Here is a 26,181-nt window from a genome sequence, read left to right as displayed (position 1 = left end):
GTGGTCATAAGGCTGAAAACGTCGCCCTTTCGCGGGACGGAATGAGAGACAAGAAAGCCATTTGAATGCTGAAAACCCTTCTGGTCCTGGGCGCGCTGGCAGTGGGCATTGCGCTGGGGATGGCGATTGGCGGAACCGCGCCCGGGCTGGTCAACGCCGCCGATGTCATCGGATCGCTCTGGCTGCGCGGGTTGCAGATGACCGTGGTGCCGCTGGTCGTTACGCTGCTGATCACCGGCATCCTGCGCACCGCCCAGATGGCGAGCGCCGGGCGACTGACGGTGCGCGCGATCGCAACGATGATCGCGCTGCTCTGGGCGTCCGCTGCCATGGCGGCGCTTGTCACCCCTGCCCTGCTCGCCACCTTTCCGCTGCCCGAGGCGGCACGTGCGGCGCTGCGCGGTGCGCTGGCCAGCGCCCAGCCGACCGGGGAGGTGCCGCCGTTTACCGAGTTCCTGCGCGCGCTGGTGCCGACCAATCCGGTCGCGGCCGCCGCCAATGACGCGATCCTGCCGCTGATCATCTTCACCCTTGCGTTTGCCTTCGCGCTGACCCGGCTTCCGGCCGAGCAGCGCGCGCCGGTGCAGGGCCTGTTCGCCGCGATCGCCGATGCCATGATCATCCTGATCGGCTGGGTGCTGGCGCTCGCACCGATCGGCGTGTTCGCCCTGGGGCTGGTCGTCGGCTCGCGCGCGGGTGTCGCCGCCTTCGGCGCGCTGGGCCATTATGTCCTGATCGTCGCAGGCACCGGATCGCTGGTCTGGATTTCGGCCTTCACACTCGCGTTTGTCGGCGGGCGGATCAGTCCGCTCGGCTTCCTGCGGGCGTCGATCCCGGCCCAGGCCGTTGCCATTTCCACCCAGTCCTCGCTCGCCTCGCTCCCGGCCATGCTGACCGGCGTGCGCGCGCTCGGCGTGGGCGAGCGGACCGCCGATGTCGTGCTGCCGATTGCGGTGGCGCTGTTCCGGGCGACCGGCCCGTGCATGAACATGGCCGTGGCAGTCTATGTCGCACATCTGATGGGTGTCGAACTTGGCCCGGTGGCGCTCGTCGCGGGCATTGCCGCGGCCGCCATCACCACCATGGGCGCGGTGTCGTTGCCAGGGTCGATCAGCTTCATCAGCTCCATCGCGCCGATCTGCATCGCCATGGGCGTTCCCGTCGAGCCGCTGGCACTGTTGTTGGCGATCGAGGTGTTCCCCGATATCATGCGCACATTGGGCAACGTGACCATGGACATGGCGGTGACGACGACCATCGCTCGCGCCGAAGGAGACAGGCAATGATCTATCGCAATCTGGGCGGGCTGGAAGTCTCTGCGCTGGGCCTTGGCTGCATGCCGATGGCGGGCATTGGTGCCGCGATGTACGGCAAGAGCGATCATCGCGAGTCCATCGCCACGCTGGAACGCGCGATCGAGCTGGGCGTGACCTTTTTCGATACGGCCGAGGTCTATGGCCCCTATGTCAACGAGGAACTGCTGGGCCAGGCCATTCGCGGGCGGCGCGACCGTCTGGTCATCGCCACCAAATTCGGTTTCAGGATCGAGGATGGCGGTTATCGCGGCGTCGATTCCAGCCCCGACAATGTGCGCCGCGCCTGCGAGGGCTCGCTGAAGCGGCTGGGTGTCGACACCATCGACCTCTATTACCAGCACCGCGTCGACCCCAATGTGCCGATCGAGGAGACGGTGGGCGCGATGGCCCGCCTGGTCGAAGAGGGCAAGGTGCGCTATCTGGGCCTGTCGGAAGCCGGTGCGGACAATATCCGCCGCGCGCACGCCACCCACCCCATCGCCGCGCTGCAGAGCGAGTATTCGCTGTGGGAACGCGGGATCGAGGACGAGATCCTGCCGCTGTGTCAGGATCTGGGCATCGGCTTTGTCCCCTACAGCCCGCTCGGGCGCGGCTTCCTGACCGGGCAGATCAGCCAGCGCTCGGACCTGGCAGAGGGCGATTATCGGCTCAACGATCCGCGTTATTCGGAAGAGAATTTCGCCGCGAACATGGGGATTGTCGATGTCGTCAAGCGCATCGCCACCCAGCACAGCGTCTCGCCCGCGCAGATCGCGCTCGCCTGGCTGCTGGCGCAGGGCGATGACATCGTCCCCATCCCCGGTTCCAAGCGCCGGGCGACGCTCGAGGATTCGATGGCGGCGGTGAATGTAACGCTCACCCCGGCCGATCTGGACGCGCTCGATGCCGCTGCGCCCGCCGGAGCGACCGCAGGGCCGCGCTATGGCGAGATGGGCATGAAGATGGTGCGCATCTGATCGGGGCCGGTCCAGGGGCTGACGTCGCGTCACCCGGATCATGGCCGCCATGTTACAAATCTAATTCCAAATCGCCACAAATCGGTAATTGTTGCTACGCACAAAAGACGCCGAGGTTAGGCAGAGGGCGCGCATTCCACTCAATCTGAGGACATGCGCCCATGCCATCCCTTCGCGTCTCGTTGCTCTCGCTCGCCATCGCCCTGTCGGCCAGCCCGGCCCTGGCCCAGGACCAGGCCGATGCCGAAGCCCGTGACGACAGCACCATCATCGTCACGGCGCAGAAGCGCGAACAGTCGATCAAGGACGTGCCGCTGACCATCTCGGCGATCAACAGCGAGCAGCTGGACAAGATCGGCATCGACGAGTTCGACGAGCTTTCCGCCTATATTCCCGGCCTTAACATCCAGGAGCAGAGCGCCAACAATCCTGGCTTCGTCATCCGCGGCATCACATCGGATTCGGGCAGCGCGCAGATCGCGCCGCGCGTGACCATCTACCTCAACGGCATCGACGTATCGCGCTCGCGCGGCTCCTATTTCGACCTGTTCGACATCGACCGCATCGAGGTGGTCAAGGGCCCGCAGGCAACGCTGTTCGGCACCGCCGCGACCATCGGTGCGATCTCGGTGATCACCGCCAAGCCCGAGCCGGGCTTCTCGGCCGACATTCGCGGCAGCTACGGCAATTTCAATCTGTATGAAGGCCGCGCGATGATCAACGTCGGCAACGACAAGATCGCCGGACGCATCGCCGCGTCGTACAAGAAGCGCGACGGCTATGTCCGCAATATCGCTGGCGATGCCGGCACGACTTCGGCACGCACCGTCGGACAGCAGCAGGCGGACCTGAACGGCATCGACCAGCTCGCCGTGCGCGGATCGGTGCGCATCTGGCCGACCGCCGAAAGCACGATGGACTTCGTGTTCAACTATGAACAGCAGCGCAACCCCGGCACCGCGTTCAAGTCCGGCTCGATCGCGCCGACCGGCGGCACCACCAGCCCGTTCACCTTTGCCGAGCTGGGCGGTGCGCCGGCCGATCTTAGCCGCGCGATCCTGGGACTTTCCAAGCTGGGTCTGAACCGCGAAGTCTATGATGCCAGCGTCACCTTCCAGACGCCCATGGGTGGCGGTTGGTCGCTGACCTCGATCAGCGGTTATCGCAAGTTCGACAGCCTCGAAACGTTCGATGCCGATGGCACCGCATTGTTCTTCCTCGAATTTGCCGAGGATGCGCAAGGCGAACAGATGAGCCACGAAACCCGTTTCGCCTATGACAGCGACCGGCTGCGCGGCTTTTTCGGGTTCAACATCTTCCATGAGCAAGGCACGCAGGCCGTGCCGTTCGTGACCGACGAGGGCACCTATATCAGCTGCGCACCCTTTGCCGCCTTTGCGCCGGTCCGCAATAATGTCGCGGCAGCGCTTGGCGTGCCGGGAGCCTCGACCTGCGCCGCGCTCAACAGCCCCAATCCGGCGCGCAACGCCACCGCGATCCTGACTCGCGGCGCGGCCAGCGTGCTGCCCTATTCCAGCTCGTTCACCAATGGCGGCAAGAACACGGTCTATTCGGCCTTTGCCGACCTGACGTTCGATGTCTCCGACCGGTTCGAGCTGTCGGCAGGTGTGCGCTATCTGTATGAAGAGCGCGCCTCGACCTATACTGCGGTGCAGCCGGGCAGCCAGATCTTCGCCTCGCTGGGCGTGCGCGGCGTGTCGCTGCTGGGCGCTGCCGATACCGGCGGGCAGGTGTTCCGCGTCAGCGACAATTTCGATGCATGGCTGCCGCGCTTCAACGCGCTTTACCGGGTGACTGACGATGTGAACGTCTATGCCACCATCTCGAAGGGACGCCGCTCGCCGGTGTTGAACCTGAGCGCAACCGCTCGCCCGACCGGCGCGGTCGCCAATTTCACGCTCGTGCCCGAAGAGAAGATCTGGAATTACGAAGGCGGCATCAAGGCCAGCTTCGGCGGTTTCACCGGATCGATCGGCGCATTCTACCAGGATTATTCGAACTTCCAGACCAGCTTCTTCAACCAGCAGGGCCAGACCGTGCCGGTGAATGCGGGCAATGCCGGCAATTTCGGCGTGGAAGTCGAAGGCGCATTGCGCATCGGCAACAATGTCCGGCTGTTCGCCAACTATGCCTATATCGATGCCAAGATCGAATCGCCCAACCCGGCCTTCCAGGACAACCGCTTCCGCCTGCAGTCGAAGCACAAGGCCGCCGCCGGGATCGACGTGACGCTGCCGGTCGGCGACAGCGCCGAGCTGTTCTTCTTCCCGACGGTCACTTATTCGAGCAAGCAGTTCTTCGAAATCCCCAACACCCAGCTGCTGAGCGAAAACGGCTATGTGCTGGTCAATGCCCGCGCGGGCGTACGGTTTGACGAAGGCAGGTACGAAATCACCGCCTTTGCCCGCAACCTCACCAACGAGGACTATCTGATCGACGCGGGCAATACCGGCGGGGCCTTCGGCACCCCCACGTTCATCGCCGGCGAACCGCGCCTGTACGGCGTGCAGGTTGCGGCGAAGTTCTGAGGCCGGAACGCACGAAAAGCCCTCCCCCTTGATGGGGGAGGGTTGGGTGGGGGTGATCTTTTGGGATCGCGCGCGGGTATCGAGTTTGCGCTGCTAGCACTCGGCCGCACCCCTCACCCCCCTCGGCTGCCGGACAGCCAGCCTGCAAAAAGCGGGTTGTCAGGGCCGCAAGATCTCGACGCCGCCCATATAGGGCACCAGCGCGTCGGGCACGCGGACCGAGCCATCGGCCTGCTGGTAATTCTCGACGATCGCCACCAGGGTGCGCCCGATTGCCAGCGCAGAGCCGTTGAGCGTGTGGACGAACTCGGTCCCCTTCTCGCCTTCGGGGCGGTAGCGGGTGTTCATCCGTCGCGCCTGATAATCGCCGCAGTTCGAAATGCTGGCAATCTCTCGATAGGCGTTCTGCCCGGGCAGCCAGACCTCGAGGTCAAAGGTCTTGCGGCTCGCCTGCCCCATATCGCCAGCGCACAGCAGCATCTTGCGGTACGGCAGGCCCAGCGCCTGCAGGATCGCCTCGGACGCTTCGCACATGCGCGCATGCTCGGCCTCGGACTGGTCGGGTGCGGCGATGGTGACCAGCTCCACCTTCTCGAACTGGTGCTGGCGGATCAGCCCGCGCGTGTCGCGTCCAGCCGATCCCGCCTCTGACCGGAAGCAGGGCGTCAGCGCGGTGAGCCGGATCGGCAGCTCGGCAGCGGTGAGAATCTGTTCGCGCACGCTGTTGGTCAGGCTCACTTCCGAGGTGGAGATCAGCCAGCGGCCATCGGTGGTCTGGAACAGGTCCTCGGCGAACTTGGGCAGCTGCCCCACGCCGAAGACCGCCTCGTCGCGCACCAGATAGGGCGTTGCGCATTCGTTATAGCCGCGCGCCACCTGGGCATCGAGCATGAACTGGCCCAGTGCCCGGTTCATTCGCGCGATGCCGCCGCGCAGGAAGGTGAAGCGCGCACCGGCAATCTTCGCGGCGGTCTCGAAATCCATGCCCAGCGCCGGGCCGATATCGGCATGTTCCTGGGGCGTGAAATCGAAATGCGGCAGATCGCCCCAGCGGATGATTTCGACATTGCCAGTCTCGTCTGCGCCTTCGGGGACATCGGCGGCAGGCAGGTTCGGCAGCGCTGCCAGCCGTTCGGCCAGCGCGGCATCGCCCGTGCGGGCCAGTTCCTCCAGCTCGGCAAGACGCGTCTTGAGCTCGGCAACCTCGGCCTTGAGCGCATCGGCGGTGGCGGCATCCTTCTGCGCCATGGCCTGGCCGATCAGCTTGGATGCCTCGTTGCGCCGCGCCTGCGCTGCCTGCGATTCGTTCAGCGCCTCGCGCCGCTTGGCGTCGAGCGCGATGATCTCGGCGGCGACAGGTTCCAGCCCCTTGCGCACCATCGCGGCGTCAAAGGCTTCGGGGTTCTCGCGGATGAATTTGATGTCGTGCATGGCCTGAGCCTATGCCCTGCCCGCCCGCCCCGATGCAATGCGCAATCGTGCGGGCAGCCCAGCAAAAAGGGCGATCCTGGCATGGCCGGGATCGCCCTTTCCAATGACGGTCGATGGCGGGCAGCGGTGACGGTCGCTGCCGACCGGATCAGGCCGCGTTGCGCTTTGAGTCATCCTTGCGCTTGGCGAAGCGACGACGCGCCGCCAGGGCCACCGCACCTGCACCGAAGAGCAGGATGGCGGGCGGAGCCGGAACGTCGGTGCCGCCACCGGGCGGGGTGCCGCCGCTGGAGCTGGAAGAGCTGCTCGACGAAGACGAGGAGGAGCTGCTGGAGCTCGACGAACCCGACGAGCCGGTGCTGCTGCTCGATCCGGTCGAACCGCTGCTGCCGCTGCTGGTGCCGCCGAAGCTGGAAGAGGTGCTGCTCGACGTGGCGCCCGAAGAGGTGCTGGACGACGAGGACGAGCTCGAGCTGCTGGAGGAAGACGACGAGCCCGAGGAACCGGTCGAACCCGACGAACCGCTGGAGCCCGACGATCCCGAGGAACCGCTGGAGCCCGAGGAACCGCTCGACCCAGTGGAACCGGTCGAGCCGCTGGAACCCGACGATCCGCTGCTCGACGAGGAGCTGGAAGAGCTGCTCGACGACGAAGAGGAGCCGCTGGAGCCCGAGGAACCGCTCGAACCCGACGATCCGCTCGAACCCGACGATCCGCTCGAACCGGAAGAGCCACTCGAACCCGAAGAGCCACTCGAACCCGAAGAGCCGCTGGAACCCGAAGAGCCGCTGGAACCCGGCTTGCCACCACCCGAGGAGGAAGAGCTGGAAGAGGACGAGCTGGACGACGACGAGCTCGAAGAAGACGACGAGGAACTCGACGAGCTGACATTGCCCGAGGACGAAGAGACGTTACCCGAAGACGAGGACACGTTGCCCGAGGAAGACGACACGTTACCCGACGACGAGGACACATTACCCGACGAGGACGACACGTTGCCCGAAGAGGACGACACGTTGCCGGACGAGGTGCTCACGCCGCCGGTGGAGGTCGAGACACCGCCGGTGGAGGTGCTGACGCCGCCCGTCGAGGTCGAAGTCGAAACGCCGCCGGTGGAGGTCGACACGCCCCCCGTCGAGGTGGAGATGCCGCCGGTCGAGATATTGCCCGACGAAGTGCTCGTCGATCCGCCGGTGCTGGTGAAGCCACCGGTCGAGGTGCTGGTCGATCCGCCGGTGCTGGTGAAGCCGCCGGTCGAGGTGCTGGTCGATCCGGTCGAGGAGATCACGACGCTGCCGCCGCCACCACCGCCGCCGCCGAAGAAGCCGCCGAAAAAACCGCCGCCAAAGCCGCCACCGAAGCCGCCGCTACCGCCGACCACGACAGGGAAGCCGCCGCCGCCACCGCCGCCGCCGGAGAAGCCGCCAGGATCCTGCTGGGGATAAGCGGGCAGCGGCAGCGGGATCGGTGCCTGCTGGGTCGTTACGGTAATGACCTGGGGCGTGCCCTGCACCGGAGTGCGGGCAACCATGCGGCGCGCACGCTTGACCTGGCGGACCGGCGCCTTGGCGATCTGGCGACCGCGAATCGGCTTGGTGGTCTTCGTCTGGCGATACTGCTTCACCTGAGCAGGGGGCGTATCGGCAACATGGACTGCGCCACCGCCGATGATCGCTCCGCCGCAGGTGCAGGCGCACAATTTTGCCAAGGCCATCCGTACAGACATTGTGTTTTCTCTCTCAGACCTGGGGGCCATTCCTGGGCTGATGGTACCAAACCATGAGCCGGGTCAGCATCCCGATATGCAAGGCAAGCCAGAACAAAGCGTTAATCTCAATGCTGTTAACCTTGATTTGACAATGTGCGCGACAAAAATCTGCGCTCCAGCGTGCCGATGGGGCGCGCCTGTCCCGATTTGGAACCGAAAAACAGGTCGGAATTAACCGGTGTTATCCACCATCGCCCTCGGCCGGTCTAGAAATCTGCATGACGGTACGGCAATCGTGCCCTGGCTGGAGATGCACCGGTTTACCGCCGATTCTAAAGCTTTTGCTGCTTGTATGCCTTGTGCCTGCTGGCTATAGGCCGCTGCAACCAAAGGCCGACGGGACGTGTCCGACCCTGGGCGCGTGGCGGCGGTGCTGCAAGACCACCGGGAGCATTCAATGGCGTCCATCTCGACGGCAATCGACGACATCGATGTGCTGGCCAAGGCGCGCAGGAACATCGCGGGCGATTATTTCCCGTCGCCTGACGAAGACTATATGTCTCCGCGCCAGCTGGAATATTTCCGCACCCTTTTGCAGGAATGGAAGCGCTCCATCCTCGCTGCCTCCAAGGATACGCTGCAGCAGTTGCAGGATGGCCCGATGCGCGAGCCGGACCTGAACGACCGTGCATCGAGCGAGACCGACTGGGGCATCGAACTGCGCACCCGCGATCGCCAGCGCAAGCTGATCGCCAAGATCGATTCCGCGCTGCGCCGCATCGATGAAGGCGAATATGGCTATTGCGAAGTGACCGGAGAGCCGATCGGCCTGGGTCGCCTGGTCGCCCGCCCGATCGCCACGATGACGGTGGAAGCCCAGGAAGCGCATGAGCGCCGCGAGAAAATTTCCCGCGACGACTGAAATTGCGGTCCATCGGTGGCCACAATTAACCAATTGGCGACGATCTTGGCGCTATAACAGGGCCGCACCTGATCCCCTCCGTTTGGGGGGAACTGTCCCCGTTGCCAATCTGGATGTCAGACCGATGAACATGCCTGTCAGCCCGAAATCTCTCGACGTCCAAGAGAGTCGCGCGCGGGACAGCCTGTTCTTGCTGGCCGATCTGACCGTCGAGGATACTGGCGAGCAGCACAAGGTGAAGGTGCGCAACCTTTCCGCCGGCGGCATGATGGTCGAATCTGACGTCGAGGTTGCTCAGGGCCAGAAGATCGTCGTGGACCTGCGCAATATCGGTCCGGTGCGCGGCCAGATCGCCTGGGTTCGCAGCGAGAAATTCGGCGTTGCCTTCGACCGCCAGATCAATCCCAAGCTGGCGCGCAAGCCGGTCGGGGCAACCGCCGAGACTCCGCGCTATCTGCGCACCCCGATCACCTACAATCCGTCCTTCCCGCGCTGACCGGCGCAACCACCGATCAGCGCGAGCGCCGGTGTCAGCTCAATCGTTGGCCGCGCTGGGCAGTTCGCCATTCTGCGCGCCGATGCTCTGCGGGGCCAGCCGCTGATTGGCCGGGCTGCCGGTAAACGCGATGGGGTGCCGCAAGGTGCGATAGGGTCCGATATGCGGCGCTGCCATGTCCATGAAAAAGCCGGTCGCCTTCAGATGCGGATCGTTGGGCACCTGTTCGATCGGGTTGAACCGCATCGCCGGAATGTCTTCTTTGTCGAGCAGCTCGACCCATTCGTCGGTGGTCTTGGTCGCCGCGACCTCCTCGATGATCGCATACAGATCGCCGGTATGCTTGGTGCGCTCTTCATAAGTTGAAAAGCGCGGATCCTCGAACACGCCGGGTCGCCCGCCAATCTCGAAGAAGCGCGCCCATTGCCGGTCGACATAGGGCACGATGGCGATGAACCCGTCCTTGGTCGGATACGGCCTGCGCCGCGGGTTGATCGACCGGGTATAGCCGAACTTGCCATCGCCGGGGAACGTCTGCCCGTAGAGATTTTCGACCATGTTGAAGAAGGTGAAGCATTCGAACATCGGCACCGAGACGAACTGCCCCTCGCCCGTGCGCTGCTTGTGCACTACAGCGGCGAGCGTCGCGATCGTGGCGAACAGGCCCACCGTCTTGTCCGCGACCAGCGACGGCGTGTAGCTTGGCGGACCATCGGACCGTTTCGCATACAGGTCTGCCCAGCCCGACGCTGCCTGGACCAGATCGTCATAGGCCTGGCGCTTGCCATAGGGGCCCTCGGCGCCATAGCCGCAGCAATGGATGTAGATGATGCCGGGGTTGATCCGCTTGACCGAGTCATAGTCCAGCCCCAGCCGTTCCATCCCCGCCATGCGCACATTGTGGAAGAAGACGTCCGCCTCGCGCAGCAGCGCTTCCAGCTGCGCCTTGCCCAGCTCGTCGCGCCCGTCGATCGTCACCGATTTCTTGTTGCGGTTGAGCGCCATGAAGATCGGCCCCAGGTCTCCCGTCGGCGATGATCCGGCATAGCGCATCATGTCGCCCGAATGGGTGCCGCCCTTGTTTTCGACCTTGATGACGTCCGCACCCATATCGCCCAGCATCATCGTGGCCAGCGGGCCCATCACCACGCTCGACATATCGAGCACGCGCACTCCAGCGAGCGGCCCGGTCGCCGCGACATCGCTTATCGTCCAGATTGCTTCTGCCACTTGGGCGTTCCTCCTTGTTTTGGAACTGTCATTCCATCTGTCACCATTAAGTCACAGTTTGTGCCAAAATGTCCAGAAACGGGCCAAAATCGGTCGGTTTGGACATTTGTCCAGCCACTGTCCGGTTGCGAAAAGCTCCGTTTTGGAGATATTTCCCCGCGTAACGGGTTGGGGTGTGTCCGTATCATAAACGAGTCGCACCGGATCCTGTGGGGGCATTATGATACTGGGACTGTTTGAAAGCGCCGAGCAGCGTCGGAAGGACGCGCGCGACCTGCGTGACATGTTTGAAAAATATGGCGACGACCTGATCGAAATACTGCAGGCGCGTTCCGAAGACACCAAGCTGCGCGATCGCGATCGCAAGCACTGGTCCCGCCTGCTGCGCAAGGCGCGGTCGCAATATAGCTGATCGCGATACCGCAGGCATCAACATCTGATCAGCGTCGCTGATCGAAGCGGCGGCCAATCATCGCGCTGGCGATATTGACCTTCTGGATATCGATCGCACCACCGGCAATTCCCCAGCCCCAGGCGTCGCGCATGCGGCGCTCCATGGGATATTGGGTGGAATAGCCATAGCCGCCCATCAGCTGGACGGCATTGCCGGTGACGCTGCGGGCGATCTGGTTGGCAAAGCACTTGGCCGATGAACTGTCCAGGATCGAGGGCAGCCCCTGGTCGGCGTTGACTGCCGCACGCCAGATCAGCAGCCGTGCCGCCTCGACCTCGATCTGCATCTCGGCCAGCTTCATCTGCACCGCCTGGAAATCGACCAGCGGCTTGCCGAACTGCTGCCGCTCCTGAACATAGGCGAGCACGTCTTCCAGCGCGCCAGAGGCCTGTCCCAGCGCCATGGTGGCATTGCCGCAGCGTTCCAGATCGAACGCTTCCATCAGCTTGGCAAAGCCGCCTGCAGGGACGACGATATTGCCTTCGGGCACGACGCAGTCATCGAAGATCAGGTCGGCGGATGGAACGCCGCGAAAGCCCATCAGCGTTTCCGGCTGGCCGAAGCTGAGGCCGGGCGTCCCCTTTTCGACCAGCACCGCACCGATGCCCTTGGCACCCGGCGCGTCGGACAGCCGCGTATAGACCAGATAGGCGTCCGAATGCCCCCCGCCCGAGCACCAGCGCTTGGTGCCGTTGATCGTCACCTGGCCATCGGCAATGACGCCGCGCGTCGTCAGGTCGGTCAGCGCCGTGCCCGCTGCCGGTTCGGACATCGACACCGCGACGATCATCTCGCCCGCGCAGACCTGCGGCACGATGCGCTGCTTGAGCGCGTCCGGCGCGAAATGCTGGATCGCGCGGACAGGGCCGACACAGGCCTCGAACACGGGAAAGGCGACCGCCGAGCTGATCTTCGCCAGCTCCTCCAGCACGATCAGCGCATCGAGATTGCCCAGGCCCAGCCCGCCCAGCGCTTCGGGTGTGTTGATGCCCAACAGCCCCATTTCGGCATAGCGGCGCACCATGGCGCGGGGTACCGGGCGGTTGTCGCGCTCCAGCTCGGCCGCCAGCGGGACAAGTTCGGCACGTGCAAAACGGCGCACGGTATCGCGCAGCGCGATCTGCTCGTCCGAAAGGTTGAAATCCATCTCCACACCCCGTGTTAATCGTCCGGTTAACAACGGGATGCGGGAGAAACGCCGCCGCGTCAATGCCCAGTTATACCAGGCATGACGCGGCAGCCGTAGCGATCAGTCGCCGGTCAGGATGCGATCGACCAGCTGCTTCACCGTGGGGACGAAGCCATTGGAATAGAACGGATCGGTGCCGAAATTATAGGCGGCATGGCCGGCGAACATCAGGTTCTTGTCCGGGTCCTCGCCATGCGCGATGTTCTGCAGCGCCTTCTGGATGCAGAAGCTGCGCGGATCGGCGAGATAGCCGGTCGAGTTGTTGTCATGGTCCTTCCACGACGAGAACGCGCAGTGCGACAGGCAGCCCATGCAGTCGGTCTGGTCCTTGCGGATTTCGGCGCGCTCTTCGGGCGAGCAGAAGACCAGGGTGTTGTCCGGCGTCTTGAGCGCGGTCGTGAAGCCTTGCGCGTCCCAGCGGCGCGCGCGCTGCAGATCGGCTGGCGCCACCCAGAAATTCTTGCCCTTCACCCCGCAGTCGAGCTGCGACGTATGCTCGCCCGCCATTTCGGTCGAGAACGGAATCTGCCGTTCCGAGCGGGCTTCGAGCGATTGGAGAAAAGGATTGCGGACCGCGCTGGAATAGAATCCCGTCGGGCTGAAGCGCTGCAACAGCACATCGCCTTCCTTGATCTTGGTCAGTTCGTCCTTCCACTTCTGGGGGATCGGGCTTTCCTGGGTCAGCAGCGGACGCGTGCCGTACTGGAACGCGATCTGGCCCAGCTCGGGATTGTCGATCCAGTTTTCCCAGTCGCGCAGATACCAGACGCCGCCGGCCATGATGATCGGAACATCGTCCGAAATGCCCTCGGCGCGCATCGTGTCGCGCAGCGCCTTGACGCGCGGATAGGGATCCTGCGGAACCTTGGGATCTTCGGCATTGGACAGGCCGTTATGCCCGCCCGCCAGCCAGGGGTCTTCATAGACCACCGCTGCCATCAGCTCGCTGACCTTGTGATAGGCGCGTTTCCACAGCGCGCGGAAGGCGCGGGCAGAGCTGATGATCGGCAGGTAATTCACATTATATTGCGCAGCAATTTCGGACAGCTTGTACGGCATGCCCGCACCGCAGGTGACGCCGGCGACCATGCCGCGCGTGCGTTCCAGAATGCCGTGCAGGATCTGCTGCGCGCCGCCCATTTCCCACAGCACATTGATGTTGATCGCACCCTGGCCGCCCGAAATCTCGAACGCGCGCTTCACCTGCGCGACGCCGCCTTCGATGCCGTAGCGGATCAGTTCCTGGTGCCGTTCGGCGCGCGTGCGCCCGTGGTAGATCTGCGGGATGACATTGCCGTTTTCGTCATAGCTGTCGGCGTTTACCGCAGAGACCGTGCCGATGCCGCCTGCTGCCGCCCATGCACCCGAACTTGCATGATTGGTGGCCGAAACCCCCTTGCCACCTTCGATCAGCGGCCAGACTTCACGCCCGCCATAGTTGATCGGCTTCAAACCCTTGAACACGTATTCGCTCCCACTTTGCCCCCGCCGCTATAGTCTTGCTGCACCCAAAAAGCCCCATAAAAACGCCCCGGGCGTTCAGGGCTGGTCGCAGCCCTTGATCTCATTCGGCTTCAACGCCCGACCTTCCGCCTCGAAACGGGCGAAATAGCCTGCGATATCCGGTTTCTCGATAAACTCGACCAGCTTGTAGCCGACCGCCTCGAACTCGCAGAACAGCAGCTTGGGCGGAATGCCATGGCGGTTGGTCGGGCGGTCGACATCGACGACGATGACCTGCCCGCCCTTTTTCAGCGCCGGCCGCAGCCGCGAGATAAAGGCATAAGGCTCGGTCACCTCATGATACATGTGCACCATGAAGATGCGGTCGAAGCTGTTTTCCGGCAGACGCGGATCGTCGATATCGCCGGGCTTGATCGAGACATTGTCCAGCCGCTCGCGCTCGACCCGGGTACCCAGCCGCTTGAGCGCGGCATCATCGATGTCCTGCGCCAGCACGCGTCCCTCGGCCCCGACCCGCTCGGCCAGGCGCACGGTGTAATAGCCGTTGCCCGCGCCGATATCGGCCACCGTCATGCCGGGCGCAACCCCGGCCAGGTCCATGACCTTGGTCGCCTCGTTGCGGTCGTCGCGGGCTTCCTCGTTGGAAAACTCGTTGCTGACAACGCCCGCCACCGGACGGTCGGCGCGGGGAAAGGCGCGCGCGGTCTCGGGCCGGTCGCCCTCATCGCCGGCCGATGGCTGGCAGGCGGCAAGCCATGCCGTTGCCAGCACGATCCAGGTCCGCCGACCGGACCGGTCAGTCGACATCTTCGACGTCCACCTTCTCCCCGGTCACCTTCTGAGACAGCGCCGCTGCCATGAACGGATCGATCGCGCCGTCGAGCACGTCGCCAGGCGATGTCGAGGTGACGCCGGTGCGCAGGTCCTTCACCAGCTGATAGGGCTGCAGCACATAGGAGCGGATCTGATGGCCCCAGCCGATCTCGGTCTTGGCGGCATATTCGCCCGAGGCTTCGGCCTCTCGCTTCTGCAGTTCGGCCTCGTACAATCGCGCCTTCAGCATGTTCATCGCGGTGGCGCGGTTCTTGTGCTGCGAACGGTCGTTCTGGCTGGCGGCGATGATGCCGGTAGGAATATGCGTGATGCGCACCGCCGAATCGGTGGTGTTGACGTGCTGGCCGCCCGCACCCGATGCACGGTACGTATCGATCTTGAGGTCGCTTTCCTTGATCTCGATCTCGATATTGTCGTCGATCACCGGATAGACCCAGACGCTGGAAAAGCTGGTGTGCCGCCGTGCCGAGCTGTCATAGGGCGAGATGCGCACCAGCCGGTGCACGCCGCTTTCGGTCTTGGCAAAACCATAGGCATTCTCGCCCTTGATCAGCAGCGTCGCGGACTTGATGCCCGCCTGTTCGCCCGCATGATAATCGACCAGTTCCACCTTGTAGCCGCGCCGCTCGGCCCAGCGCGAGTACATGCGCTGCAGCATTTCGGCCCAGTCCTGGCTTTCGGTGCCGCCGGCGCCGGCATGGACTTCCAGATAGGTGTCATAGCTGTCGGCTTCACCCGCGAGCAGCGCCTGCACCTTGTCGCGCTCGGCACGTTCGGCCAGCGCCTTCAGGCTGGCGAGCCCCTCGGCGATGGTTTCGTCATCACCTTCGGCCTCGCCCAGTTCGACGAACTCGATCGCATCGGCCATCTCGGCACCGATCTCGTTGACCGTACCGATCGCCTGTTCCAGCCTGCGCCGTTCGCGCATCACCTCTTCTGCGGCCTTGGGATCGTTCCACAACGTCGGGTCCTCGACACGCGCATTCAGCTCGTCGAGGCGACGCAGCGCGCGGTCCCAGTCCAGAAACTTGCGGACCAGCGCCAGCGCGGCGTTGATGGTATCGATATAGGCCTGCCCTTCGGCACGCATGTAGGTCACTCCTGAATAAATCGAGCCGCGCTCTAGCCGATTGCCGGGCAATCGCAAAGCCCCGCGCGCCAAAGCCGATTGATCTTGGCCTGCAAGCGCCTAGATTGATGAACATGCACGGTACACCCGGCCCGGTCACCATCGATCTCAACATGCTGATGCGGGCCTATGCCATCGGCATTTTCCCCATGGCCGATGCGCGCGACGATGTCGATGTCTTCTGGGTCGAGCCGGAAATGCGCGCGATCCTGCCGCTGGACGGCTTCCGCTTTGCCAAGTCGCTGAAAAAGGTGGTGCGCCAGGATCGGTTCACCGTCACCTGCAACCGCGCCTTTGCCCGCGTCATCGCGCTGTGCGCAGAATCTGCCGAGGGGCGAGAACAGACCTGGATCAACCGCACGATCGAGGCGAGCTTCATCGCGTTGCACAAGCAGGGCCGCGCGCACAGCGTGGAATGCTGGCGCGATGGCGAGCTGGTCGGTGGGCTGTACGGGGTCGAGATCGGTCGTGCCTTTTGCGGCGAGAGCATGTTCAGCCGCGCCACCGATGCCAGCAAGGTGGCGCTCGCCTGGCTGGTGGCGGCGATGCGCAAGGGCGGGCTCGAACTGCTCGATTGCCAGTTCATCACCCCGCACCTGGCATCGATGGGCGCGATCGAGCTGCCCCAGTCGGACTATCTCAAGCTGCTCAACAAGGCGATCTGCAATTCGCCTTATGCCCCGCCGCGCGTGCAGCGGCCGCATCCGGTCACCCCGGGGCTTTATTCGGTATCGGTCGACGGGGTTGCAGGGGCCGGAGCCGAATCGGGGATGGTCGCAGGATTTGCCGCATTGGCCGGAGCCGAGGCGGTTGGTGCCGCCGACGCGCCGCCCTTGCCGTCTTCATCAGCGGGCGCATCTTCGCCCGGATATTCCATCGCGCAGTTCTTGACCCAGACGTCGTAGATCGGGTGCTCGACCACGTTGAGCGACGGCGATTCCTTGAACACCCAGCCGGAAAACACCCGTTTCCACACCGGGTCGGACGAACGGGTTTCGCGCTCCTGCACCAGCAGCTGCACAAAGGCCCCGGTTTCGGGCACCTGTTCCCAAGGCGCGGTGCGCTCGCAGGCGGACAGGCGGACGATCGCATTGCCGATGCGGCGCGATTCGCCGGGCTTCATTTCCAGATCACGGGTCTCGCCGTTGCGCTTGTTGAGCAGCGCGATGGTAGCCACGCGCTGTGCCATCGGCGTGGCATCGCCAGGTGCTGCCTGAACAGGGGGCGGCGTGGTGTTGCGGATGGCCACCGGCTTGGTCGCGGCCCGCTGCGCGGGCTTCAGTAACCGGTCGCCAAACTGCAAGCCGGCATAAACGCCCGCCCCTGCGAGCGCGGCGATGACAATGAGGATGGCGATGATTCGCCCGCGAGTCACGCCTCGGGCGTCCACGCTTCATAATCGCCGGTCGCAGCGGCGCGGACGCCTCCGCGCTCCAGCGCGCCGGCGGGCCGATAGGCGGCGGTCGTGCCGGTCAGGTTGGGGACATAGTCCTTTTCCCAGATGCGCGGCGGCGGCAGATGGCTTTCGGGAATGGCGTCATAGCTGTGGTGCAGCCAGCCGTGCCATTCGGAAGGAACACGGCTCGCATCATTGGCACCCTTGTAGAGCACCCAGCGACGCTCCTTCTGGCCCTTTTTGGGCTTGGAGCGGAAATAGGTGTTGCCCTGATGGTCTTCGCCGACCTTCTCGCCGTTCAGCGCGCTGAACAGATGCGTACCGACGGTCGCGCCGTCCCACCAGGTGAAGATTTTTGCCAATAGTCCCATGGCTGCCCGCTTAATGCCTGGGAACAGAAAGGGGAAGATGCTTTTGCAGCGAAAAGCACGGGCCGACACGGCTTTACATGGCCCGGAAAGAGGCGAAGCGGGACGGCAGTGCCATCCCGCTTCTATCCGTTGGTGCGACCCGCCGGGATCTGTGGGACCGGGGCGACTGGGCCCCGGCGATCAGGTTCAGCCCGCCAGCGCCATCTGCTTGTCGGAGACAAGCCGGTGCATCGCCTTTTGCAGCTTCTCGAAAGCGCGCACCTCGATCTGGCGAACGCGTTCGCGGCTGACATTATAGACCTGGCTCAGCTCTTCGAGCGTCTTGGGTTCATCAACGAGACGACGCTCGTTCAGGATGTGCCGCTCGCGCTCGTTCAGCGATTCCATCGCTTCACCGAGCAGCTTGTGGCGAATCTCGGCCTCTTGCGCGTCGGCGACCGCAGCGTCCTGAAGCGGAGCGTCATCGGTCAGCCAATCCATCCACTGGCCGTCGCCATCCTCGCGCATCGAGACGTTCAGCGACGCATCGCCACCCATCGCCATGCGGCGGTTCATGTTGACGACTTCGGTTTCCGACACGCCCAGCTTTGTCGCGATGGTCTTCACATCGTCGGGGTGCAGATCGCCATCCTCGAACGCACGCAGGTTGTTCTTCATCCGGCGCAGGTTGAAGAACAGCTTCTTCTGCGCCGCAGTGGTGCCCATCTTCACGAGGCTCCAGCTGCGCAGGATATATTCCTGGATCGATGCCTTGATCCACCACATCGCATAGGTGGCCAGGCGGAACCCGCGATCGGGCTCGAATTTCTTCACGCCCTGCATCAGGCCGATATTGCCTTCGGAAATCAGTTCGCTGACCGGCAGACCATAGCCGCGATAACCCATCGCGATCTTCGCCACGAGGCGCAGATGCGAGGTCACCAGCTGCGCAGCGGCTTCAGGGTCCTGATGTTCCTGATAGCGCTTGGCCAGCATATATTCCTGCTCGGGCTTGAGCAGCGGATATTTGCGAATTTCGGTGAGGTAACGGTTCAGGCTAGCCTCGCCACCAAGGGCGGGGATCGTTGCCGGGACACTTCTGGTCGCGCTCATTTTTTCCCTTTCTGCCAATCCGTTATGCGGGCCTCGATGGAGCACCCTTCATGGGGATCGCATTTCGACTTGCAACCTAAACACGCAATCTATCCAAAAGTTCCGCCATGTCGGCCGGAATCGGACTAAAAAAGTCGCATTCAGATCCAGTCACCGGATGTATAAACCCCAGCCGTTGGGCATGCAATGCCTGGCGGCGGAAATCCGCGCCTTTCAGCAGGTCGCGCAGGGCTTTGGGCGGGCGCGAATAGAGCGGATCGCCGAGCAGCGCATGGCCGATACTGGCCATGTGAACGCGCACCTGGTGGGTCCGGCCGGTCTCCAGCCGACACTCGATCCGCGTGGCATCCTTCAGCCTTTCCTCGCTGGTGAAATGGGTGACGGCATGCTTGCCGCGCCCCTCACCCACCATTGCCATTTTCTTGCGATCATGATCGGATCGGCCGATATTGCCGCGTACGGTGCCGTTGGCGGGGCTCGGCCGGCCCTGCACGATCGCGACATAGCGGCGGTTGATCGAATGTTCGGCAAATTGGGCAGCCAGGCCCAGATGCGCGGCATCGGTCTTGGCCACCACGAGCAGCCCGGACGTGTCCTTGTCGATCCGGTGCACGATCCCGGGCCGCGCCACGCCGCCAATGCCCGAAAGCTGGCCCGCACAATGGTGCAAAAGCGCGTTGACCAGCGTGCCATCGGCATGGCCTGCGGCTGGGTGCACCACCAGCCCGGCGGGCTTGTCGACCACCAGCAGGTGTGCATCCTCGAACACGATGTCGAGCGCGATGGCCTGTGCCTCGGCGTCGAGCGGCTGCGCCTCGGGCACGCGGATCGCATAGCGCATACCGGCAGCGAGCTTGACCGAGGGACGGCTGGCGACCTTGCCGTCCAGCTCCACCGCCCCCTCCAGGATCAGCGCCTTGATCCGCTCGCGCGACAGTTCGGGTTCGATCAGCGCCAGCCCGGCATCGATCCGCTGGCCGACAGCGGATTCCGGCACTCTGCCCGCCCGGGTGTTGCCACCATCTGCACTGCCACTGGATTGCCCACCGTTCATCGCTATGATCTGGCCGATGCCGGTCCTGCTTTCAAGCGCGCTCCACGATCAATTGCTGGCCGAGGCCGCGAGCGCGCATCCGTTGGAATGCTGCGGGCTGCTGCTGGGCGATGCCGGGGCAATCACCCATGTCCGCCCCTGCACCAATGTGGCCGATGCCCCGTCCGACACGTTCGAGATCGATCCGGCAGCGCTGATCGCGGCGGAACGCGCGATGCGCAGCGGTGGCCCCCACATCATCGGCTATTATCATTCGCACCCCAATGGCCGCGCCGAGCCTTCCCCGCGCGACGCGGCGAGCGCGGCCCCTGACGGCAGGCTGTGGCTGATCATCGCAGGCACCAAAATCACAGCATGGCGCGCGGCAGCTGGCGGCTCGGTGCACGCAGCGTTCGACGCGGTGGACATCGCCCCGCCTGCCCCATGACTGGCACTGCTCGCCGCCGGCGTTACACGATGGTGCATTAAGGCTTGAACCTGTGCGGCATTTTCGCCACATCGGCCCGACACGGCCCCGCCGTTATTTGCGCATTTCTTCCCGATCATCGCCACAAAGGCCAGTCCCCGCTTATGCCCAGCACCACGGACCTGAACGAAACCGAACTTGCCAGCCTGTTGTGTTCGCGGCTGTGCCACGATCTGCTCAGCCCGATCGGTGCGATGAACAACGGGCTCGAGCTGCTGGCGGACGAAACCGATCCGGAAATGCGAGCCCGCTGCATCGAGCTGCTGACCGACAGCGCCCGCGCATCGGCGAACAAGCTCAAGTTCTTCCGCCTCGCCTTTGGTGCGGCCGGTGGTTTTGGCGACAAGGTCGATGTCAGCGAACCGCGCCAGCTGATCGAAGGGCTGGTTGCCGACAAGCCGCGGGTCGAGCTGCAATGGCATGTGCCCAGCGCGATGCTGGCCAAGCCTGCGGTCAAGGTGCTGCTCAACCTCGCGCTGATCGGCCTTGATGGCCTGGTGCGTGGCGGGCAGCTGATCATCGCGGCGGAAGAGCAGGACGGTCAGTGCGAGATCGCGGTCAACGCCACCGGACCCAAGGTCGTGATCGACGAGACGCTGGCGCACGCCCTGCAAGGCGATATGGCCAGCGCGATGCTGAGCCCGCGCACCGCGCCCGCTTTCATGATCGAACGGATCGCGCGCGCCAATGGCGGCACCATCCAGCTGGCCGCGACACCCGAATCGCTGATCATCGGGGCGATGCTGCGCGTCTGATCGGCTGGCCGCATCGTCGGCCGCGCAACCTGATCTTAACCATATTCAGCGCACACCGTCCGCCAGCGCATGCGGACGGTGACGATGGACGACCTGATTCAGGAATTTATTGCTGAGACCCGCGAAACGCTGGACGCGTTGGCCAGCGAGCTGGTGCTGTGGGAGCAAGACCCCAGGGACAGCGCCCGGCTGGACAGCATTTTCCGCTTCGTCCACACCGTCAAGGGCAGCTGCGGCTTCCTCAACCTGCCCCGTTTCGAGCGGCTGAGCCACGCTGCCGAGGACGTGCTCGCCCAGGTGCGCGATGGCTCGCGCGAACCTTCGGCGCCGCTGGTCGATGCGGTGCTGGGGATCATCGACCGGATCGGCGAACTGATCGTGGTGATGGAAACCGGCGAGGCCCTGCCCGACAGCACCGATGCCGACCTGATCGCCGCGTTGAACCGCGATGTGACCGCCGCCGCGCCCGAAGTCGAACTGCCGATCGAAAACAGCAGGACCGATCTCGATCTGACACGACGGCAGGCAGTGGTCCGGTCGATCCGCGTGCCGCTGGAACTGATCGATCATCTGATGAATGGCGTGTCCGACATGGTGCTGGCGCGCAACGAGGTCGCCCGCTGCCTGCGCGACGAGCAGAACGGTACCAGTCTGGAAAACGCCTTCGAGCGGCTGTCGTCGTGCATTGCCGACATGCGCGACGCGATCGGCCAGACGCGGATGCAGCGCATCGACCGCATATTTTCCCCCCTCCCCCGGCTGGTGCGTGATCTTTGCGCGGATCTGGGCAAGCTGGTGGACCTGCGCACATCGGGCAGCAATGTCGAGCTGGACCGCGAGATGATCGAGATGATCCGCGATCCGCTGACCCATATCATCCGCAATGCCATCGACCATGGCATCGAAATGCCCACGGCAAGGCGGCTGGCGGGCAAGCCCGAAACCGGCCGGCTGAGCATCGCCGCACGCCAGTCGGGCAATCAGATCCTGATCGAGATTGCCGATGACGGGCGCGGCATCGACACCGACCGGCTGGTCGCGCGGGCGCTTTCGGCAAAGGTCCGCAGTACGGCGGAAATCAACGCGCTGAGCGAACGCGCCCGGCTGGAGCTGATCTTCGCGCCCGGCCTGTCGACAGCGGATCATGTCACCGCGATTTCCGGCCGCGGTGTCGGCATGGACGTTGTGCGGTCGAATATCGAGCGCATCGGCGGATCGATCGATCTGGAAAACACCCCCGGCAAGGGCCTGCGCGTCATCCTGCGCGTACCGCTGACGCTGACCATCATCCCGTGCCTGACGGTGCGGGCCGGCGGACAGGAGTTCGCGATGCCGCGTTCGGCGATCCGCGAAATCCTGTTCGACAACAACAGCCAGGTCCGCATTCAGCAGGTCGGCGGCAGCGACCTTGCCTATATTCGCGGCGAATGCCTGCCTTATGTCGCGCTGGAAACGCTGCTGGGGCTCGATCCCGATGCTGCTCCTCAGGCGCGCTATCGCACCATCATCACGGTCAATGCCGCGTCGGACCTGCGCTACGCATTGTCGGTAGAGGCGGTGATCGATCACGAGGAATTGGTCGTGCGCCCCGGCGCACCGGTGATCATGGCCGATGGGCTTTATGCGGGCACCACCTTGCCGGACAATGGCCGCCCGATGCTGCTGCTCGATCCCCTGGGCCTGGCACATCGCGCGCGGCTCAACGAACTTCCCCGGTCCGACCAGAGCCTGACCGACGAGACCGAAGCTGCGGCATCAGCCGATGGCGGCTCGGCGCTGCTGTTCCAGGAACCGGGAGGCCATCTGCGCCTGATCCCGCTGACTGCCGTCGAACGCGTCGAGGATGTGGACAGCCGCAGGCTTGCGATAGCAGCAGGCCAGGTCCGCCTGAGCATCGATGGCGAGAGCCGGCCGGTGATCGGCCTTTCCGCGCTACCGACAGAACCCTTTGCCAAGCTGCTGCACCTGACCGATGGGCGGTTGCAGGCGCTCTATGCCGTGGACGATGTGATCGACATCGTTCGCCTGCCCTCGCGCGTCGAACCCGCTCCGCAGCCCGGATTGATCGGCGGCATCGCGCTGATAGGCGATCTGCAGCTGGAAGTGCTCGACGTGCACTGGATCTTCAGCGTTCTGCTGGGCGCACCGCCCGAAACCGATCGCCCCGCCTGCCGCCTGATCGGTCAGGACGATCCCTGGACGCGCCATATCCTGGCTCCTCTGGTCGCCGCAGCGGGATATCGCCCGGTGATGTCGAGTATCGATGATGCGGCAGAAGGCGATGCGGTGATCAGCATCATCGTCGGCGACACAGCGCCTGCCCCCGCTTCGCTGCGCGGACAGGTGATCCGGCTGAGCGATACGCTATCGGCTGCCACGGCCGATGGCGACGTCATCTACCGCTATGACCGCGCGGCGCTGCTGGGGCGCCTGATCGCAGGCCAGAAAAGGCAGAGCGCATGAAGGACCTGTATCTCATCGCGGTGATCGCGGGCGAGACGGTCGCCATTCCGTCCGAGCGGATCGACAGCGTCGTCAAGGTCCGCGAATCGGTGCCGGTGCCGTCTGCCGCGCCATTTATCTGCGGCCTGTTTGCCCTGCGCAGTCGGGTGCTGACGCTGATCGACTGCCAGTATTTCGTCACCGGCGAGCCTGCCGAACTGATCTCGGGCCAGCCGGCGATCGTCGTCAATATCGGCGGCTGCTGCTATGGATTGCTGGTTGATGACGTGCTCGACGTCATCCCCATCCGCACGCCCACATTGCCGCTGCCCAGCCAGCTGCCCGCAGGATGGAGCGAGATAGGCCGATCATTGCTGGAGCTCGACGGCGAGACATTCCTGCTGATCGATCCCGATTACATGGTGAACCCCTCGACGCGCCGCGCCGCATGACGGGCCATGTTTTGCAACAAACGTTTGCCAGCGATGGCCGCCGTTAAGCTGCTGATTACCAATCGGCCATAAGATCGAACATCGGCGCATATGCCGCAGGGAGGCCGCTTTGATGAAAACGTGTCTGGTCGTCGACGACAGCAAGGTGATCCGCAAGGTTGCGAGGCACATTCTGGAAACGCTCGATTTTGCCGTGACGGAAGCCGCCGATGGCAGCGAGGCGCTGGAGCATTGCGGCCGAGCCATGCCCGATGTCGTGCTGCTCGACTGGAACATGCCCGTGATGGGCGGCATGGAATTTCTCTGCGCGCTGCGCAAGGAACAGGGCGGCCATCACCCCAAGGTCGTCTTCTGCACCACCGAAAACGGTCGCGGCCATATCCAGGCGGCGATCGAGGCGGGAGCGGACGAATATGTCATGAAGCCCTTTGACCGCGAAACCCTGCACAGCAAGCTGCAAATCGTCGGCTGCGCCTGACCTGCAGCGCGAGGGGGGTAGCGACGTCATGACAGGGCCCAGACAGGGGACAGCCGTGCGGCGGGAGCCCTTGCGGTCCGCGAGCCAAGCGGTGGACAGCCGCGTGCTGATCGTCGATGACAGCCTGGTCACCCGGTCGATCCTGCAACGCATCGTGGAATCGCTGCCCGGCCTCGAACTGGCCACCAGCGTCGCATCGGCAGCAGCTGCGCTCGCCTTTCTGCAGAACGGCACGACCGACATCATCATCCTGGATATCGAGATGCCTGGCCGCAACGGTCTGGAGGCGCTTCCGGACCTGCTCGCCGCCAGCCATCATGCGCGTATCCTGGTGCTGTCATCGCATTGCGGCGATGGCGCGCCCGCATCGCTCAAGGCACTGGCGCTCGGGGCGAGCGACACGCTCGCCAAGCCCGAGCGGCAATTCTATTCGCAGGATTTCATCCAGGCGCTCCACCAGCGGCTGCAGTTGCTCAGCGAAGACCGGCTGACCCGGCACACGGCGGTGCCGGTGGTGCTGACCCGGCCGGTCAACCTGCCCTGCCCGCTCCAGTGCATCGCGATCGGATCGTCGACCGGCGGCATCCCGGCCATTCACACGCTGCTCAGCGCGCTCGACCCCCGGGTCGATGCGCCTATCCTGATTACCCAGCATCTGCCCGCCGAGTTCATGCCGCATTTCGTGCGGCATATCGATGAACTGGGCCTTCGCCCGGTCAGTCTGGCGACGAACGGCATGCCGCTCAAGCGCGGGCATATCTATTGCGCGCCGGGCGACGCGCATCTGGGGCTGGAACGCGCCGACGGGCAGGTGCGCATCGCGCTGCTGCGCGAGTGGCCGGCCAGCGCCTACAAGCCCTCTGTCGATCCGATGCTGGAAGCGGTCGCACGCTGTTTCGGCAGCAGCGGCGCTGGCGTGATGCTGAGCGGCATGGGCTCTGACGGACTGGCAGGCGCCCGCGCGCTCGCAGAGGTCGGTGCCCCCATCTATGTGCAGGACATCGAAACCAGCACCGTCTGGGGCATGCCGGGCAGCGTCGCGCGCGCAGGCCTTGCCAGCGTGGTTCTGCCCCCTGCCGGGATCGCCCGGTTCATTGCCGATTGCTGGCTGGAGGACGCATGATCCACGCTCAACCCGCCACCGATGCCACCCGCATCCTTGCCGGTCTGCTGGAAACCCGCACGGGACAGCAGATCGCACCCAGCCGCTATTGGCGCATCCAGTCGGCGCTTGCGCCGCTGCTCAAACAGCATGCCATCCCCGACCTCGAGGCACTGGTTGCGGTGCTTTCCGATGCCGAGAACGAGAAGCTGCTGCAGGAATCGCTTGAGCTGATGCTCAACAACGAGAGCTTCTTCTTTCGCGACATAGCGCTGTTCGCCACCTTGCGGTCGGAAGCCTTTCCGGTGCTGCGCGAACGCCGGGCACAGCGCAAATCGCTGCGCATCTGGTGCGCGGGCACATCGACCGGGCAGGAAGCCTATTCGGTAGCGATGCTGATCGAAAATGAGCGCGAGCACTGGGCCGACTGGAATGTCGAAATCGTCGGCACCGACATTTCGGCCTCGGTCATCGCCCGCGCAAGATCGGGGCGCTACAGCCAGTTCGAAATCCAGCGCGGCCTGTCTGTCGACTATATGCTGCGCTATTTCACCCAGGACGGCGATGACTGGGTGATCGATCCGCGGCTGCAGCAGATGGTGCGCTTCCAGGAGGAGAATATCCTCAAGCCCCGCACCGATCTTGGCCGTTTCGACATCATCCTGTGCCGCAACGTGCTGATGTACTTTGCGCCCGAAACCCGCGCGATTGCCTATTCCAAGCTGGAACGCTCGCTGGAGGACGATGGCCTGCTGATGCTGGGCGCGGCCGAAACGGTGATGGACCAGACCGAGCTGTTTTCGGCCACGCGCGAAATGCGCGGGCTCTATTGCAAGGCGCTTCCCGGACGCACCGGCCTCTCGGCCTTGCCTCCCCCCCTGTCCTGAGCTTTTTT

General features: G+C 64.2%; 24 protein-coding genes and 1 pseudogene. 15 read left to right on the top strand and 10 right to left on the bottom strand.

All coding sequences use genetic code 11. From position 1 onward, the window contains the following. Window positions 1–65 precede the first annotated feature (65 nt). The 3 genes from OU999_00370 to OU999_00360 all read left to right on the top strand — a co-directional run bounded on the left by OU999_00370 (window position 66) and on the right by OU999_00360 (window position 4,821). Entirely contained in the window at window positions 66–1,286 is a 1,221-nt protein-coding gene (locus OU999_00370; protein ID WAC23684.1) for a cation:dicarboxylase symporter family transporter, read from the top strand. Next, window positions 1,283–2,272, top strand: a complete 990-nt coding sequence (locus OU999_00365; GenBank protein ID WAC23683.1) for an aldo/keto reductase — start codon at window positions 1,283–1,285, stop codon at window positions 2,270–2,272. Before OU999_00370 ends, OU999_00365 begins: the two co-directional genes overlap by 4 nt. 161 nt (window positions 2,273–2,433) lie before the next feature. Continuing rightward, window positions 2,434–4,821: a TonB-dependent receptor gene (locus tag OU999_00360; GenBank protein ID WAC23682.1), complete on the top strand. Its 2,388-nt coding sequence runs from the start codon at window positions 2,434–2,436 to the stop codon at window positions 4,819–4,821. A gap of 159 nt (window positions 4,822–4,980) precedes the next feature. Here OU999_00360 and serS read toward each other — a convergent pair whose 3' ends face one another. Continuing rightward, window positions 4,981–6,252 (bottom strand): serine--tRNA ligase, encoded by a 1,272-nt coding sequence (serS, locus tag OU999_00355; protein WAC23681.1) that lies wholly within the window; start codon window positions 6,250–6,252, stop codon window positions 4,981–4,983. 182 nt (window positions 6,253–6,434) lie between these two features. Between serS and OU999_00350 the strand changes: the two genes are divergently transcribed. From OU999_00350 to OU999_00340, 3 genes are all read left to right on the top strand, one after another. After that, complete coding sequence (locus OU999_00350; GenBank protein ID WAC23680.1) at window positions 6,435–7,697, top strand: hypothetical protein; 1,263 nt, start codon at window positions 6,435–6,437, stop codon at window positions 7,695–7,697. Between the two features lie 720 nt (window positions 7,698–8,417). After that, window positions 8,418–8,882 (top strand): RNA polymerase-binding protein DksA, encoded by a 465-nt coding sequence (gene dksA, locus OU999_00345; protein ID WAC23679.1) that lies wholly within the window; start codon window positions 8,418–8,420, stop codon window positions 8,880–8,882. Between the two features lie 124 nt (window positions 8,883–9,006). Beyond that, window positions 9,007–9,378: a PilZ domain-containing protein gene (locus OU999_00340; protein WAC23678.1), complete on the top strand. Its 372-nt coding sequence runs from the start codon at window positions 9,007–9,009 to the stop codon at window positions 9,376–9,378. A 39-nt stretch (window positions 9,379–9,417) separates the two neighbouring features. Here OU999_00340 and OU999_00335 read toward each other — a convergent pair whose 3' ends face one another. Then, on the bottom strand, window positions 9,418–10,608 hold the full coding sequence (locus OU999_00335; protein WAC23677.1) for a CoA transferase: 1,191 nt from the start codon (window positions 10,606–10,608) through the stop codon (window positions 9,418–9,420). 220 nt (window positions 10,609–10,828) lie between these two features. On the opposite strand from OU999_00335, the gene OU999_00330 reads away from it, so the two are divergent. Then, window positions 10,829–11,020 (top strand): hypothetical protein, encoded by a 192-nt coding sequence (locus OU999_00330; protein ID WAC23676.1) that lies wholly within the window; start codon window positions 10,829–10,831, stop codon window positions 11,018–11,020. Window positions 11,021–11,048: 28 nt separating this feature from the next. On the opposite strand, the gene OU999_00325 is transcribed toward OU999_00330, so the two are convergent. From OU999_00325 to prfB, 4 genes are all read right to left on the bottom strand, one after another. Continuing rightward, window positions 11,049–12,209 carry an acyl-CoA dehydrogenase family protein gene (locus OU999_00325; GenBank protein WAC23675.1) on the bottom strand — a complete coding sequence of 387 codons (1,161 nt, stop codon included), beginning with the start codon at window positions 12,207–12,209 and terminating at the stop codon, window positions 11,049–11,051. Between the two features lie 102 nt (window positions 12,210–12,311). Then, entirely contained in the window at window positions 12,312–13,715 is a 1,404-nt protein-coding gene (locus OU999_00320; protein WAC23674.1) for a nitronate monooxygenase, read from the bottom strand. 75 nt (window positions 13,716–13,790) lie between these two features. Beyond that, entirely contained in the window at window positions 13,791–14,522 is a 732-nt protein-coding gene (locus tag OU999_00315) for a class I SAM-dependent methyltransferase (protein ID WAC23673.1), read from the bottom strand. Beyond that, on the bottom strand, window positions 14,512–15,639 hold the full coding sequence (gene prfB, locus OU999_00310; protein WAC23672.1) for a peptide chain release factor 2: 1,128 nt from the start codon (window positions 15,637–15,639) through the stop codon (window positions 14,512–14,514). The genes OU999_00315 and prfB overlap by 11 nt, the downstream gene beginning before the upstream one ends. Window positions 15,640–15,752: 113 nt before the next feature. Here prfB and aat point away from each other — a divergent pair, with 113 nt between their 5' ends. Beyond that, a complete protein-coding gene (gene aat / locus OU999_00305; GenBank protein ID WAC23671.1) occupies window positions 15,753–16,583 on the top strand; it encodes a leucyl/phenylalanyl-tRNA--protein transferase in 831 nt (276 codons plus the stop codon). A gap of 35 nt (window positions 16,584–16,618) precedes the next feature. On the opposite strand, the pseudogene OU999_00300 reads toward aat, so the two are convergent. The 4 genes and pseudogenes from OU999_00300 to OU999_00285 form a co-directional block, all read right to left on the bottom strand. Then, window positions 16,619–16,801, bottom strand: a pseudogene (locus OU999_00300) (DUF2155 domain-containing protein). Between the two features lie 248 nt (window positions 16,802–17,049). Further along, a complete protein-coding gene (locus tag OU999_00295) occupies window positions 17,050–17,445 on the bottom strand; it encodes an NADH:ubiquinone oxidoreductase subunit NDUFA12 (GenBank protein ID WAC23670.1) in 396 nt (131 codons plus the stop codon). 186 nt (window positions 17,446–17,631) lie between these two features. Then, the gene (rpoH, locus tag OU999_00290) at window positions 17,632–18,537 is read right to left on the bottom strand and encodes an RNA polymerase sigma factor RpoH (GenBank protein ID WAC23669.1); all 906 of its coding nucleotides are present in this window, start codon (window positions 18,535–18,537) and stop codon (window positions 17,632–17,634) included. 76 nt (window positions 18,538–18,613) lie between these two features. Further along, window positions 18,614–19,591 (bottom strand): RluA family pseudouridine synthase, encoded by a 978-nt coding sequence (locus OU999_00285; protein ID WAC23668.1) that lies wholly within the window; start codon window positions 19,589–19,591, stop codon window positions 18,614–18,616. A gap of 16 nt (window positions 19,592–19,607) precedes the next feature. Between OU999_00285 and OU999_00280 the strand changes: the two genes are divergently transcribed. The 7 genes from OU999_00280 (at window position 19,608) to OU999_00250 (ending at window position 26,173) form a co-directional block, all read left to right on the top strand. Further along, window positions 19,608–20,018, top strand: a complete 411-nt coding sequence (locus OU999_00280; protein WAC23667.1) for a M67 family metallopeptidase — start codon at window positions 19,608–19,610, stop codon at window positions 20,016–20,018. 143 nt (window positions 20,019–20,161) lie between these two features. After that, window positions 20,162–20,812 (top strand): histidine phosphotransferase family protein, encoded by a 651-nt coding sequence (locus tag OU999_00275; GenBank protein WAC23666.1) that lies wholly within the window; start codon window positions 20,162–20,164, stop codon window positions 20,810–20,812. Window positions 20,813–20,896: 84 nt separating this feature from the next. Next, the gene (locus tag OU999_00270; GenBank protein ID WAC23665.1) at window positions 20,897–23,275 is read left to right on the top strand and encodes a chemotaxis protein CheW; all 2,379 of its coding nucleotides are present in this window, start codon (window positions 20,897–20,899) and stop codon (window positions 23,273–23,275) included. Then, a complete protein-coding gene (locus OU999_00265) occupies window positions 23,272–23,706 on the top strand; it encodes a chemotaxis protein CheW (GenBank protein ID WAC23664.1) in 435 nt (144 codons plus the stop codon). The genes OU999_00270 and OU999_00265 overlap by 4 nt, the downstream gene beginning before the upstream one ends. A gap of 112 nt (window positions 23,707–23,818) precedes the next feature. Continuing rightward, a complete protein-coding gene (locus OU999_00260) occupies window positions 23,819–24,184 on the top strand; it encodes a response regulator (protein ID WAC23663.1) in 366 nt (121 codons plus the stop codon). 55 nt (window positions 24,185–24,239) lie between these two features. Beyond that, window positions 24,240–25,307, top strand: coding sequence for a response regulator (locus OU999_00255; GenBank protein WAC23662.1), 1,068 nt, complete (start codon window positions 24,240–24,242; stop codon window positions 25,305–25,307). Next, on the top strand, window positions 25,304–26,173 hold the full coding sequence (locus OU999_00250) for a protein-glutamate O-methyltransferase CheR (protein ID WAC23661.1): 870 nt from the start codon (window positions 25,304–25,306) through the stop codon (window positions 26,171–26,173). The genes OU999_00255 and OU999_00250 overlap by 4 nt, the downstream gene beginning before the upstream one ends. The last annotated feature ends 8 nt before the right edge of the window (window positions 26,174–26,181 follow it).

The sequence above is a fragment of the Blastomonas sp. SL216 genome (assembly GCA_026625625.1).
Classification (GTDB): domain Bacteria; phylum Pseudomonadota; class Alphaproteobacteria; order Sphingomonadales; family Sphingomonadaceae; genus Blastomonas.
This window is presented reverse-complemented; position numbering and strand designations above follow the sequence as displayed.